This is a genomic window from Allohoeflea poritis (genome assembly GCF_027889715.1).
Lineage (GTDB): Bacteria > Pseudomonadota > Alphaproteobacteria > Rhizobiales > Rhizobiaceae > Hoeflea_A > Hoeflea_A poritis.
The window spans coordinates 86,362-101,194 of record NZ_JAPJZH010000004.1; the positions used below are offsets into that span (position 1 = coordinate 86,362).

The 14,833-nt window shown below is 54.5% G+C and carries 8 protein-coding genes and 1 pseudogene; 5 read left to right on the forward strand and 4 right to left on the reverse strand.

Annotation, left to right across the window (positions count from 1 at the left end):
• Nucleotides 1-30: 30 nt before the first annotated feature.
• Both OOZ53_RS07835 and OOZ53_RS07840 read right to left on the reverse strand, forming a co-directional pair.
• Entirely contained in the window at nucleotides 31-1,272 is a 1,242-nt protein-coding gene (locus OOZ53_RS07835) for a S8 family peptidase (protein WP_271088863.1), read from the reverse strand.
• Nucleotides 1,273-1,468: 196 nt separating this feature from the next.
• Nucleotides 1,469-3,004: a tyrosinase family protein gene (locus OOZ53_RS07840; RefSeq protein WP_271088864.1), complete on the reverse strand. Its 1,536-nt coding sequence runs from the start codon at nucleotides 3,002-3,004 to the stop codon at nucleotides 1,469-1,471.
• Nucleotides 3,005-3,479: 475 nt separating this feature from the next.
• On the opposite strand from OOZ53_RS07840, the pseudogene OOZ53_RS07845 reads away from it, so the two are divergent.
• The 4 genes and pseudogenes from OOZ53_RS07845 (at nucleotide 3,480) to OOZ53_RS07860 (ending at nucleotide 9,067) form a co-directional block, all read left to right on the forward strand.
• Nucleotides 3,480-4,833 (forward strand): annotated as a pseudogene (locus OOZ53_RS07845) (IS3 family transposase).
• Nucleotides 4,834-5,370: 537 nt separating this feature from the next.
• Nucleotides 5,371-6,327 carry an ABC transporter permease gene (locus OOZ53_RS07850; protein ID WP_271088865.1) on the forward strand — a complete coding sequence of 319 codons (957 nt, stop codon included), beginning with the start codon at nucleotides 5,371-5,373 and terminating at the stop codon, nucleotides 6,325-6,327.
• A 10-nt stretch (nucleotides 6,328-6,337) separates the two neighbouring features.
• Entirely contained in the window at nucleotides 6,338-7,399 is a 1,062-nt protein-coding gene (locus OOZ53_RS07855; protein ID WP_333780590.1) for an ABC transporter permease, read from the forward strand.
• Nucleotides 7,400-7,402: 3 nt separating this feature from the next.
• On the forward strand, nucleotides 7,403-9,067 hold the full coding sequence (locus tag OOZ53_RS07860) for an ABC transporter ATP-binding protein (protein ID WP_271088866.1): 1,665 nt from the start codon (nucleotides 7,403-7,405) through the stop codon (nucleotides 9,065-9,067).
• Between the two features lie 88 nt (nucleotides 9,068-9,155).
• On the opposite strand, the gene OOZ53_RS07865 is transcribed toward OOZ53_RS07860, so the two are convergent.
• Nucleotides 9,156-10,763: an ABC transporter substrate-binding protein gene (locus OOZ53_RS07865; RefSeq protein WP_271088867.1), complete on the reverse strand. Its 1,608-nt coding sequence runs from the start codon at nucleotides 10,761-10,763 to the stop codon at nucleotides 9,156-9,158.
• A gap of 306 nt (nucleotides 10,764-11,069) precedes the next feature.
• The gene (locus OOZ53_RS07870; RefSeq protein ID WP_271088868.1) at nucleotides 11,070-12,026 is read right to left on the reverse strand and encodes an adenylate/guanylate cyclase domain-containing protein; all 957 of its coding nucleotides are present in this window, start codon (nucleotides 12,024-12,026) and stop codon (nucleotides 11,070-11,072) included.
• 264 nt (nucleotides 12,027-12,290) lie between these two features.
• Here OOZ53_RS07870 and OOZ53_RS07875 point away from each other — a divergent pair, with 264 nt between their 5' ends.
• Nucleotides 12,291-14,465 carry a hypothetical protein gene (locus tag OOZ53_RS07875; protein ID WP_271088869.1) on the forward strand — a complete coding sequence of 725 codons (2,175 nt, stop codon included), beginning with the start codon at nucleotides 12,291-12,293 and terminating at the stop codon, nucleotides 14,463-14,465.
• Nucleotides 14,466-14,833 lie beyond the last annotated feature (368 nt).

The window sequence follows — 14,833 nt, forward strand, 5'->3', positions numbered from 1 at the left end:
TGCACAAGGGTGTAGACTGTTTGTAACAATCTACAGTTTTCGACCTGTTAGCTGAAACAGAGCCTCTACAGCATCAGGTATGCCACGATTTGCACGCGGTTGAGGCATAGTGGACATTCTTTCGCAAGAATTTTGAATGGCTGTCTCGAGTTCGTCAACACTTGCGTCGGTTTTTGCCTCTAAAAGCAGGGCAGCGAGGCCAGCCACGTGCGGCGTAGCCATCGATGTACCATTCATTCTCCTATACCTATTGCCGGGAATACTTGACAATATATCCACGCCGGGCGCCACAATGTCAGGAACTGTAGGATCAACCAGCCTGTTAAAAGTTTCGCTACTAGAAAAATTGGCTACATAATCATCGGCATCTATGGCACCTACCGAAAGGACATTTTCGTAATTCCCGGGTGATCTGCTTGAATTAGCGAATTCATTGCCAACAGCAATTATTGGCAGGATACCTGCACTACGTAGCGCATCTACGATCACTTGAAATGCCGGGGTGAATCCTCGCAGCCCTAGAGACATGTTCAGAATCCGAACGCCCTTGCCCGCAATCCATTCCATACCAGCAAGAATGCGGTCGATCACTTGCCCCCCCTCAATAACCATGGCACTTGCCACTTTTGCACCGGGAGCGACACCAAAAGCTCCTCTTGTTGGTCTACCAGCGATAATACCTGCTGTGTGCGTTCCGTGATCATCGCTGTCCCAAGCCGCAGCACCCTCGACTCGGTCTCCAATCAAATCGAACTCAGCAAACTCATCTATTGCGTCTATGAGCGCTTCATGATTGCCATCTATTCCAGTGTCGAGGTGGCCAACAATAATTCCGTCACCCTTCAATCCCGCTTGCCACAATTTGTCAGCCCTAATTCGTCTGACACCCCAACTGGGTCGGATTGTTAGGCGACCTGGACGTACTAACACCGGACGAATAAGGCTGATAATCGGAGCCTCCACCACCTCTTGAACGATGCGCCTTTCTGTTAATTTTGCAACGCCTTCAGTATTTACCGCGCCCAAGGCTAAGCCTAAATGCGGATAAACCCGCATTCTAGGAGCAGGTTTTGTTTGATGGGCACCAAGGTTCGCCGAAGCACGAAGAGCAGTGTCTGCCAACTCTAGACTTTGCAACTGATCCATATCTGGCAATATAAAGCAATCTTCAATTTCCTCACGAACGGAATTGCTGTCCGCCGCCGCAAACGCTCCAGAAGATAGGGTCACAATAACTTTTGCATGCCCTCTTTCTGACAGTGTTGCATCCAACTGAATAGAAATTTCGACCCCCCATTATTTGAAGTTCATGTTCGTTGTAAATATAGATTGTCAGTCGATTTCAATTTTAGAAGTAGTGGCCGTAATTTCCATATTCTTTTCCGTTCCACTTTTACTCGTTATCTTTTGATGTAGCACTTATTGAATTGTGTCAATTAAAGCCTATTCGTGTCGTTTTTCCAAAATATCAAGCAGCCAATTTTATTCTGACAAGTATCTTTGGATCCCCGGCCTGTGAAAGTGGAAAAGGTGAAACACTGCCATCATCTCCGTACAGATTGAGCGCTGCAGAGAGTTTCCTGTCCAATATCTCAGAACGATCAACTTCAAAAGTTATTGCAAATTCGCCCTGCTTTCGGCAGGTCGGACAGAGTTTTGGAGTTGTTGACTGAAACAAGGCGTTTCTTCGAACGGGCTGTTCGTCAGCAAGCAGTACGATTTCAAAACTTCCTGGAATTTCCAGTCTATCAATCCCAGCTACAGTGACTAACACGCGATCTTCATCGACGACCCTAATGCCTTCAGAAGACCTTGCTGCGGCAATTAACGGCTCGCTTGCATCTGGAATCAGCTCTTTTGGAGGATGAGCGTACTCAACGTCGAGTTCTCGGGAGTCTATCATTTCGTCTGCTCTGACACCAAATGGATCAAGGCCATTTACGACAGGATCGGTAAGCCAGTAGGCGTCACCGTCTAGTAACGTCTTAAAATCAGCTAAAGTCGTACCGCTGTAGAGCTGCTGCCACCGCCACCAGAGTCTATCCCAGTTGCAATGAAAGAACCAAAAGAGCGGATCAAATGCAGCGAGGTTCGGAGAGCGCATAGTAGGACCACACGCTGCATGACCGCCGTCATGGGCAAGGATGATCGCCTTGTGATCGGGATAGCGAGTGCCATCCGGAAACGTGATCCAGGGATCCGCTCCGGCCCACCCGTTGAAATCTTCCCATCTCGTTGCGGAGAGAGCTTCCACTATGTTTTCACGAACTCTATATTGTTGAATTCGTTCAATAATTTCCTGTTTTTCGAACCGCTGAGTAGTGTCTCCCTTTGCTGCTGACAGTGCACCGTTTGGCGCGCGAACTGCACTTGGGAAAGTATATTTGTCGAAGGGTGGATCGAACAATACACTCGGTATTTCGTCACTTTCGATATCCCAATACGGTAGTGTTACGTCTTTACATCCGTCTATCGAACGAAGTGCATTCTCAAACTTCAATAGATAAGCGCGATGCCAAGGATTGTAGGCGTTCTCGTGGTGTCGGCAATAAAGTGGTTCAGGTAGCCAGTGAACGCCCGCAACATTGAAGTAAGCATTGGGATTGTCAGGATCATCTTCATCAAGTTTTAGTATACCTTCGAATGCCCTGACTAATAGGTCCAATTCTTCACTATTCTTATCGAAATCGGCAAGGTTTCGTCTTAGACGCCCCACAGCAGATGCTGACACAGGAAGATCTCTGTTTTGCGGGGCAAATCCACGGGGGAATCCATCGCGCATCCAGTTGTAAAAAGTTTCAGCCTTCTTTTTAGACCAACGACGTTTGAGATGCGGAGGCGGCATCGAACCTTCGCGTACATTAAAATATATGCGGTCTGCATTGAACTTCACGCCCTCGTATGTGCGAAGATCGATCCCGGCGTTTCCCATGCAGCGCATATCGCGATCGGTAAAAAGAAATCTTATGTCTGCAAGATACGTGGGATGTTCAACTGGATGCATGAAACCCTGAAGCCTTTGCGGTTTATTGTTACATTTCTGGAAAACACCAGCCTAGATACTCACAACCGACTCACAGCCCCGCATCGCACTAATCAGAAGTCAGTGTTTTAACTGATCCGAACAAAACAGTACGCAATAGCAGAGCGCATGTTACGCTGCGTTGACCAGTCATTTAATACGCACCCCATTTGTTGCGGAGCTCAAACTGAGCGGTACAACTATAGGGTAATGTCACTCAAATTAATACCCTATTGTTGTAGGCTTCACATTTAATTTGGAGTACCTCACGAATGACGCCGTTTGTATTGGGTGTTGTTGTAAGAACTCACAACAATAGTTTAATTTTCCTATGAACTTGATGGATAAACATGGATTAATTGTCGTCCAAACTGTCTGACTTCAGCACCTACTGGACACAATTGAAGGTTTGAACCAGGGAGGATTTCTGGTTCATCGAAGCCATCAAGGAGCGAAGATGAGACAGAAATTCGAAACATCGAAGGACGCCGCTGACAGGCTTGTCAGGGCATCAAATGCAAGACCCGCAAACACTACTCCGCTGAAGAGAAAATCTGGATAGTCCTTGCAGGACTGCGTGGTGAGGAGAGCATCGCCGCACAGTGCCGCCGTGAGGGTATTGCCGAGAGCCTTTGTTACAAATTATTGGTCGAAGGAGTTTCTTGAAGCCGGCAAGAACCGTATGGCTGGTGACGCAGCGCGCCAGGCGACAGCGCCTGAAGTCAAGGAGCTGCAATCCGAGGCCCTGGCTCTCAAGGAGATTGTTACTGAACTCGCCCTGGAAAGCAGGTTGCTGAAAAAAGCATGATCGCAGAGGGGGGCGACGCCGAATGAGATATCCAGCCTCAGAGAAGCTTGAGATCGTCCGCACGGTGGAGGCCTCATACCCGCCGGTCAGGCAGACGGCTGGCGATGCTCGGCATTCCCAGCAGCAGCTATTACGATTGGTATGCCCGCTGGGTTGAAGACGGTGTCGATGCTCTTGCTGATCGCTCGCCCCGGCCCGGATCGGTGTGGAACCGCATTCCAGATAACACCAGACAAGCCTTCGTCGAGTTAGCGGTGGACCACGAGAACCTGACGGCCCGGGATCTGGCCGTCAAATACACCGATGAGAAACGGTACTTCCTCTCCGAATCCTCGGCCTATCGCATCCTCAAGGCCAAAGACCTGACCGCAGCTCCAGCCCATGTGGTTATCCGGGCTGCGGACGAGTTCAGGGATAAGACGACCAGACCAAACGAGCTGTGGTAAACCGACTTCACCTATCTCGAGGCAATCGGCTGGGGTTGGTTCTACCTGTCGACCATTCTCGACGACTACAGCCGTTACATCATTGCCTGGAAGCTCTGCACCAAAATGAAGGCCGAGGAATTTACCGATACACTGCAATTTGCCCTGCAGGCTTCAGGCTGCAACAACGCGGTCGTCGTGCAGAAGCCAAGGTTGTTCAGTGACAATAGTTCATGTTATGTGGTGGCCGATCTGGCTGACTATGTCGATGCGAAGGGTATGGATCATGTTCGCGGAGCATCGCACCACCCCTGACCCAAGGCAAGATCGAGCGATGGCATCAGACCATGAAGAAACGCGTGCTGTTAGAAAACTACTACCTGCCCTGCGACCTGAAGCAGAAGATCAGCGCCTTCCTCGACCACTACAACAACCACCGCTACCACGAGAGCCTCGTTAATCTGACGCCTGCCAATGTCTACCATGACTGAGGCACGAAGATCCTGAAAGTGTGAGAGGACATCAAGAAACAGACATTCCGAAAACGCCGCTTGCAGCACCAATCCGCTGCAGCATAAATTCAAACAGAAACCGAACCAGAGCGTCCGTGAGGAAAATGCCTCAGTTCTCCGGAATTATCAGACAACGAACATTGTTTGCTATAGTCCTCGTTGTGCACTCGAACCTTTGAACTTATACGGGAACTGGGGTATATATAGGGGTACGTTGGATTTTCACATGGTGGATTCATCAATAAATATAGTTATATAAGACCGCTTTAATGGTCCTCTTCTGGCACCATTTATCCCGTAAATCCCCTAGGAAATGCCGGCCGATTGGCGCTGCGCGATCTCGGTTTGCGGCGCGGGGGCGCGCGGCCATACCCTGGCAGCGCATGAGGGCCGCGATGAGCGGGCGCCTGTGCGAAAACAGCAGAAACATACGCTGTCGGTTCCAGACAAACAGCCGCCAAAGCGCGCGCCGCCATCATCACAAACACGCCAACCTATTCACAAGTCGTGTTATTTCGGTTGACTTCTTCCTGCGCCAATTGCGAACATCGCCCCAATAAAACTGGCCTTGCAGCAATCGCAGGGCTGAAAGAGGAGGGGAATATGGGTGGCGTATTGCCGTTGATCGGCAAACGGTTGTTGCTTGGTCTGGTGACCCTGCTTGTCGTTTCTATCATTATATTCGGGGCCGTTGAGCTGCTGCCTGGCGATATCGCCCAGCAGATCCTTGGCCAGTCAGCGACGGCTGAGACCGTTGCCGCCTTGCGTGAAGAACTGGGGCTCAACAGGCCCGCCTATGTGCGTTACTTCGAGTGGCTGGGCGGCGCCATCCAGGGCGATTTCGGAAATTCGCTCGCCAACCAGCGCTCCGTCGCCGAACAGCTCGGGCCGCGTTTTGCCAACACGCTGTTCCTCGCCGCTCTCGCGGCGGTGATATCGGTGCCCCTGGCGATCGGCCTCGGCGTCCTGGCCGCGCTCTACCGCAACTCGGTCTTCGACCGCGTCGCCAACGCGGTCAGCTTGGTATCGATCTCGTCACCGGAATTCTTCCTCGGATATATTCTCATCGTCTTCTTTGCGGTGCAAAACCAGATCTTCCCGGCGATCTCCAATGTCACGCCGGACATGGAAATGGGCGAACGGCTTTACCGCACATTGCTCCCGGCCATTACGATGGCGCTTGTTGTCACCGCTTACATGATGCGCATGACGCGCGCGGCGATCATCAACCTTCTGGCCTCGCCCTATATCGAAATGGCGCGCCTGAAGGGCGTGCCCAACTCGAAGGTGATCACGCGGCACGCGCTGCCGAATGCCCTCGCGCCGATCATCAATGTGGTCGCGCTGAACCTTGCCTATCTGATCACGGGCGTCGTGCTCGTCGAGGTGGTCTTCGTCTATCCGGGCGTCGGGCAGCTCCTGGTCGACAGCGTGACCAAGCGCGACTTCCCGGTCGTGCAGGCCTGCTGCCTGATCTTCGCCGCCACGTTCATCCTGTTCAATCTGATCGCGGATGTCGGCGCAATCCTGTCCAACCCGCGCCTGCGCCACCCGAAGTGAGGATCGGATAATGCTTACATTCGTCATCATCTATTATGCGTTCCTCATCATCGCCTGCTGCGTGGCGGCCTACTACAAGTACCGCACGGCATTGCTGCTGCTGTTCACGCTGCTTTGCGTGTCGCTGATCTCCGGCCTCCTGTTCGGGGCGGACGTTCTGGTCAACATCACCATAGGCGTCGCCCTGCTGGCGGCGGCGGGCGGCCTGTCCTACAGCTTCCGGGAGTCGCTGATCCAGGTGTTGCCGCCGGAAGGCGCAAAACTGATGCGCACGGCGCCCCTGACCGCCTCCTTCGGGCTACTGGTGATCATCACCTACATCATTGCCGCCGTATTCGCGCCGCTGATCGCCCCTTTCGGCGAAGCGGAGGTTGTCGGCGCCTCCTTCGCGCCGCCCGATGATGTGATGATCCTGGGTGGCGACCAGCTGGGACGCGATCTTTTCAGCCGGCTGATCTATGGCGCGCGAAACACCGTCGGCATCGCGCTGATGACAACTGCAATCGCCTTTTTCGTCGGCACGCTCGCCGGTCTCATCGCCGCGCAGATGGGCGGCTGGGTCGACCAGATACTGGGCCGCATCGTCGATACGCTGATGGCGATCCCGCAGCTTATCTTCGCGCTGCTGCTGCTGACCATCGTCGGCACAAGCGTGCTCAACCTGACGCTCGTCATCGCCCTGCTCTATTCGCCGCTGATCTTCCGGCTCGCCCGGGCGGTCGCCGGCAATATCGTGGTGATGGACTATATCGAGGCGGCGCGATTGCGCGGTGAATCCACCTGGTACCTGATCACCAAGGAAGTGCTGCCCAACATCACGGCACCGCTCGCAGCCGAGTTCGGCCTGCGGTTCTGCTTCGTGTTTCTCGCCATCTCGGCCCTGTCCTTCCTGGGCCTCGGAATCCAGCCGCCAACCGCGGACTGGGGCTCCATGGTGCGCGAGAACGCGACGCTGATCTCTTTCGGCGAAGTCACGCCGCTGATCCCGGCAGCCGCGATCGCGCTGCTGACCGTCGCGGTCAACTTCGTGGTGGACTGGATGCTGCATATTTCCTCCGGACTGAAGGAATAGATCATGAGCGAAGAAGAAAAGAAGAGCGTCCTGCTCGAAATCAAGGACCTCAAGATCGAGGGCTATTCGGACGAAAAATGGATCGAGATCGTGCACGGCATCGATCTCACCCTGCATCGCGGCGAGGTCATGGGCCTGATCGGCGAGTCCGGCGCCGGCAAATCGACCATCGGCCTTGCGGCCATGGGCTTTACCCGCGACGGCTGCCGGATCTCCAACGGAACGGTGCTGTTCGACGGCATGGACCTGACGACGGCGACCCGCTCCGAACGGCGGGCGTTGCGCGGTTCACGCATCGCCTATGTCGCCCAGTCGGCGGCCGCCTCGTTCAATCCGGCGCACAAGCTGATCGACCAGCACACGGAGTCGGCGCTGCTGCACAAGGTCAACACCAAGGTGGAGAGCGAGGAGGACGCCATCGAGCTCTACCGGCGACTGCGGCTGCCGAACCCGGAGGAGATCGGCTTCCGCTATCCGCACCAGGTGTCCGGCGGTCAGCTGCAAAGGGCGATGACGGCCATGGCGATGAGCTGCCGGCCCGATCTCATCATCTTCGACGAGCCGACGACGGCGCTTGACGTCACCACCCAGATCGAAGTGCTTGCCGCGGTACGCGACATCGTCGACCAGTTCAACACGGCGGCGCTCTATATCACCCACGACCTCGCGGTCGTCGCCCAGATGGCGGACCGCATCAAGGTGCTGCTCAAGGGTGACGAAGTCGAGGAGGCCGATACACGCAAGATGCTGGCCGACCCGGAGGAGGACTACACCAAGTCGCTATGGGCGGTGCGCAGCTTCAAGCGCGAGCAGAAACCGCCGCCGCCGGCAAGCGAGACGCCGCTGATTTCGGTCAAGAACGTCTCGGCCGCCTATGGTCCGGTCAAGGTTCTGGATGGCGTTTCCTTCGACATCTACCGGGGACAGACGGTCGCGGTGGTCGGGGAATCGGGGTCCGGCAAATCGACCACGGCCCGCTGCATCACCGGGCTGCTGCCGCCCTTCGAGGGAGAGATCCTGTATGACGGCAACCTGTTGCCGCCACGCTATCAGGACCGTACAAAGGATCAGCTGCGCCAGGCGCAGATGATCTACCAGATGGCCGATACGGCGCTGAACCCGAAGAAGACCATCGGCGAGATCATCGGGCGGCCGCTGCAGTTTTATGCGGGCCTTCGCGGTGCCGATCTGAAGAAGCGTGTCGACCAGTTGCTCGACCAGATCGAGCTTGAGCCTTCGCTGTACTATCACCGCCTGCCATCGGAGCTTTCGGGCGGACAGAAACAGCGTGTCGGCATTGCCCGGTCGCTGGCAGCCGAACCCAGCTTCATCATCTGCGACGAGGTGACGAGCGCGCTCGATCAGCTTGTTGCGGAGGGGATTCTGCGGCTGCTCGACCGGCTGCAGAAGGAGTTGAACCTTGCCTATATGTTCATCACCCATGATCTGGCGACGGTTCGGTCCATCGCCGATGTCGTCGTGGTGATGAAGGAAGGCAAGGTCGTGGAAATGGGCCCGAAGGACGAGATGTTCAAGCCGCCGCACCACGAATATACCGACCTTCTGTTGTCCTCGGTTCCGGAGATGGATCCCGACTGGCTAACCAACCTCCTGGAAAGCCGGGGCGTCGACAATATCGGCGAGGCGGCGCACGAAAAGAAAACCTGACGGCCGGCAAAGCCGGCCGTCAGGCTCAATGTTTCCGCAAAGAAAAAGCCCCGGATCATATTGATCCGGGGCTTTTTACTGTTGGATCCTAGCCGAACCACCAGCGCTCGTAAGCGCGGGCGCCGTCCATTTCCCAGTTGGAAGCGATAAACTCGCCGTGCTTGACATTGTCGCGGCGGGCCATGGTGCGGTTGATGAAGAACGGAACGATCGTTCCACCATCGTCGCGGCACAGGAGCTGCATTTCCTTGTACATATCAGCCCGCTTGTCCTGGTCGAGTTCAGCCTTGGCGAGCAGCAGCAACTCGTTGAAGCGCTTGTTCTGCCAGTGGCTTTCGTTCCAGGCGGCATCGTCCTTGTAGGCGAGCGAGAACATGACGTCCGGCGTCGGACGCGCACCCCACTGCACGAAGACGAAGGGCTTCACCAGCCAGACATTCGACCAGTAACCGTCATTCGGCTCGCGCACGACATCGATGTTGATGCCGGCCGCCTTGGCATGCTCGGCAAAAAGCACGCACATATCAACGGCGCCGCTCATCACGCTGTCGGCTGCCGACAGGCTGACATTGATGTTGCCGAGACCGGATTTTTCCATGTGGAACTTGGCCTTGTCCGGGTCGTACTGACGCTGTTCCAGATCCGCCCAGTAGGGCAGCGACGGCGCGATCGGGTGGTCGTTGCCGATGCTGCCGTGGCCGAAGAGGATCTTCTCGATGATCTCTTCACGGTTGATCGCGTATTTCAGCGCCAGCCGGACGTCGAGATTGTCGAACGGCGCAACGTCGCAGAACATCGGCAGCGTCACATGCGAGCCGCTCGGCACATCATCGAAAGCGATACCAGGTGCACGCTTCAGAAGGCTGACGGTCTTCAGGTCGACGGTGGTGATCGCATCGATGTCACCGGTGATCAGAGCCGTCTGACGCGCATTGGGATCGTTCAGCACGAGCATGTGAACGGCGTCGAAATAGGCACCGTCGCGGTGGAAGCCATCATGCCTGACCAGTTCGGTCCGCACACCGGGCTCATGGTTGACGATCTTGTACGGACCGGTGCCGTCACCGCTCTGCCAGTCAACATTGCCGTTGCCGTCGGACGGCAGGATCACAAGGTGATAGTCCGATACGAGGAACGGCAGGTCGGCATTGCCCGATGACAGCTTGATGACCACCGTGTCGTCGCCGTCTGCAGAGATGTCTGTAACATCGGAGAGCAGGGCCTTGGCCGCCGAGGTCGTCTTTTCACCGCGGTGGAAGTTGAGCGAGTCGACAACGTCCTGAGCAGTCATCGCCTTGCCGCTGTGGAAGGTCACGCCGGAGGCCAGTTTGAAGCGCCACTCGGACGCATCGGCCGAGGCTTCCCAGCTGGTTGCGATGTCGCCACCAAGTTCGTTGGTATTGGTGATCAGTGTCAGATAGCTGCGGCAGGCATGCGACAGCTGGATCATATACACGCTTTCCGTCGTGCCCGGATCCAGGCTGTCGGCGGTGTTGCCGTCATGCACGCCAACGCGGAACGTTCCGCCGCGTTGCGGTGTCTGCGCGGCGACATCCGTCGACCACAATGTCGAGGCCGCGGCAACCGTAGCGCCGGTCGCCAGCGCGCCTTCCATAAAGCCGCGACGGCTCAGGCGTTTTCTGCGCGCTGCCTCAATGATTTGTGCCAGAAGGGCATCGGTATCTCGATTACTCATAGTGTCTCCCGTTGAGTTTCGTCTTGCATTCGTTGTTATTCTTAACGCCAGCCTAGGCCAGCCTAACCTACAAACCGCGAAAATCCAGTGATTTTCGAATATCGACGTTAATGGACGCGAGAAGCGACACATTGCAGACGGCTCTGAAATATATGGATCAGCGGCCCCGGGGCGGCAACAAGACGCCGCTTACGGATCATTCAGGTGTCGAACCGCATCGGCGGCGGATGTCCGGAGCGCACATTCCGCGCTAGAGCGAGTTATGATTAGGTTGACGCATTTGACCGTAGCGATTTTGGTCTCTGGCTAGGCGCGGGCGTGTATGCGGCGGACGACTTCGGCGACGATCAGAGCGCCGGCCGGCCACACGACCCAGAGTGTTCCGGACCAGGAAAACAGGTTGATCAGGGCAAGCGCCGCGACCAAAACCGCAAGCCGCGCCACATAGACTCCATATCGTCCACCGGCAAACAAAGGCGCCGCCTCGATGCCGATCAAGGCCAGCATGACGACACCCGGCCACTGGGCCCAGAAGCCGCCGCCAGTCGCCAGGTCGATCGCCAGCAGTCCGATCCAGACAATACCCAGTGTCTTGGCATGGCGCATGACCCGGCCGCGCAGCTCGCCGGTGTCGGCGTTTTCCTTGTGCTCGGCTTCGCGATGCGGCCGTTTCGGCGTGTCCGGCCTTGCCTCATGCGCCGGGCCATGGCCGTGCCGACCGAAGCGGCCGGATTGTCTTTCGTCGGCAAAGGATACGCAGTAGACGGGCACGTCCTCGGAGAAATTCTTGGGGCGCCGCTCGCCCAGATACTGAAAACCGACGGACAGTTTGGAGTGCACCTGGTCATAGACCTGTTGCGACACGAGCACGCCGCCCGGTTCGGCCATCGCTTCAAGCCGCGCCGCCAGATTGACGCCCTCGCCGAGCAGGTCATCGCCATCCACCATGACGTCGCCGAGGTGGACACCGATACGAAAACGCAGGCCCGACGCATTGTCGTCCGCGCCGAGTTCGCGCTGCACTTCGATGGCGCATTGCACAGCCTCGACAACGGAGGGAAATTCGGCGATCAGGCCGTCACCGGCCGTATTGGCGATGCGGCCGTTGTGACGGTCGATGAATCTGGAAAAAATCCCGCGTGCCGCGCGCAGCGAAGAAAGCGTGCCGACTTCGTCAGCGTCCATGGCGCTGGCATAGCCGGCCGCGTCCGCCGCAAGGATCGTCGTCAGCTTGCGTTCAATCCTGGGACCGGTCGCGGTCATCGTCACACCCCCTGCTCAAGCACAGGACCACCAGACTTAGCCTGCGCGGAAAATATAAGAATTCAGCGCGGCGAATAAAAGATGACAAGCGACCAAGAAACGCTTCAAGCGGCGGCCATTTCAGTATTCAGTATAGGTAAACAGCAGATATAGCCCTCACAACTCCAATCCCGGCAAAGCAGCTGGCGGATAGGTTGTGAAGAAACTCACACTCCCGTAATCTGATATAGACTACAATCGCGGTGACGATTGTCAGGAGCACACATGGCCATTTTTCTTATCAGTGCGTGTGTATCGACGTTAATATTCCTCTGGATAATATTCGTCGTCACCTTTGTCATGAGAGGACGAGGATCAGACGGGATATCCTATGACCTTCAAGGGATAGCCGAATTCTGGTTCAGGCCTCTTTGGTTCGCAATTTTTGTAAGTATGGCTTTGATATTAATTGGCATGGTGTTGGTCGGCACCGTATTGGTTTTGATCACTCCATGGACGAACCCCTTACACCAGGCAGCAGACTGGCTGACGAGTCCGGAAATTGGTAAAGTCCTCTTGGGCTTCATCTTTGGATTAATTTTTTCGACATGGCTGACGCGTCTTTATGTGACGCACCCCGAATTCCTAAGCCTTCAGCAGAAGGCTGAGGCTATTATGTTAATCATAATATTTGTAGTCGGGACGACTCCATCTGCATTGTTTGACTTGCTGCGAGGCGCGTCCGTCGACACCGGCGTCGTCAAATTGCAGTTGGCCAATATTGACGGTCGCGATGTGTCCGATGACGAGAAGGGCGACAAGCAGAGGCTACTCAATCCTCCGCCGAGCAATCGCCAGATCAATGAAGAATCTGCTTCTTCAGGTCTTTTTCTACTCAAAGCGATTCCAGGATTCATCAACCTCGATAATCAATACATCAGAGCGTATGACGCAGACAAAGGAAAAAGATGGGATTCACATAAAGTCGGAACTAATCATTTTGTAGAAGAAGAAGGTGGAGAAACCACCGGACTTCTTGCCATTTTCCGCTGTATGAATGATCTGGAACAAGACAGTGATCACAACCACAAAGTGGAGCAATTCGCGGCTGAAATCGCAACGCCCCTTCACGGCGCACTTAGACAATCTCAGTTCAATATAAAGAAAAACCGAAGCAAAGACGGGCCTTCAGAAAACCTTACAGACACCGGTGACGAAAACACCTGGAATGTTTCGCCCGAAATTGAAGCGGAGCTTCTGTCCGCCTTCGTTAATGTCGCGCGTCACGCGTCGCGTTACGCCGAAACGCTCGATCCTAACCCGATGGAATCCGCCGTACTCTGTGTTGAACTGCGGAAAATGCTTAACAAAATAAAACCTGCGGGGAGAGATGTGAATGGTCTCCCGGTAATTTACGACTGGTCGACACTGGAGGAATTCAAAAACGCACTTTCCATCAACGGACTTGATGGGTCGTTTGGGGCCAGACCATATTACCCAATAGCATTGGCTGCACTGCTGGCCATGAACCGCCAAGAGTTGGCTGCGATATCTTTTCTGGATCGCTGGATTGATGGCGTTCTTGAAATCAGAATTTCCAACAGATCCGGACGGATTCCGTCAGGCAACATTCCTCAATCGCACGAAATCAGCTTCTGGCATCTTTTGCGCATAGCCGGGGTTAAGGCAGTTATATTCGACGCTTATGTCAATCGCCAATCACATCAGGTACCGACAATTGTCCTAGATCATACACTCGGCAATCTGGAATCTTACATTGATTTGTTGGAGTCCATTCCTGACGTTCAAACCAACAAAAAAAACAAGAAATTTTTTCCGATATTCAGATTTCCAGGAACCGGATTGACCTTGATGAAGTCTGAGTTCTTAGTCGACTTGTGGCCGTTTCCGCAAAGAACCTGCCCGGTCGATGAGGAGGACGAGAAAGGCATTATGAGGGACATACTCAAGCTTCGCTTCCTTGCTGCCCGAATCAGTATGAAATCCTCCTACGTGGATCACGCCGTTAAGCATAACAATTACAAACAATCCCACTACATGCATGTACGAAGCCACATCTCAGAGCTCGTGAACCTCGACTACTCCTGTTTCATAATGCTCTTCGACAAATTGGGGCATTCCGATCCGAAATCATTTACCAAAACATATATGGCCAAAGTGTTGTATCTATTTGCTCAGGTGCAGATAGTTAATATCAGAAAAAGACCGGACATCGGAGAATCATACAAAGGCTGGGCCAAGAACCAGGCAACACTCGCTCGCAATGCGCTAAAGTACGCGCTGGTCCTTACCGAGCAAACAGAAGATTCGCTCCCCAAGGTAGATAGCGGGGTCCTGACCTTCAAAGAACGCTCTAAGGCGCAAAATGACCAGCAATTTCGTAAAAACGTCCTGAGCCTTGCCAACGAACTGGACGGATGGCTCAAAACACTTGACTAGGTGAATGCGCGTGACAACTCGTACGAGATCGTGTCTAACTCATTCACGCTTGCAAAATACACAAAATATCGATCGGACGGTGCCGCACAGACCAAAAAACTGGCCAATTTAGGGGAGCAACAACTCCGGTGCAGATGCTAAAGCTATCTGGACGTTTACCGCCCATAACAATGCCGCAGCTAACACAAATCTAAAGAACTTCATCTCATTCTCCATCCACATCCATCAATCACCGATATGGCAATTTTTCAACAGCTTCGACGTTACAGTCTTTGTTCTGAACGGCTGATGAATGGACCGGCACTTTTCACATAACAATAATATACGCCAATCCGTAGTAACTATCAATGGCACAAACGCATCAGTTG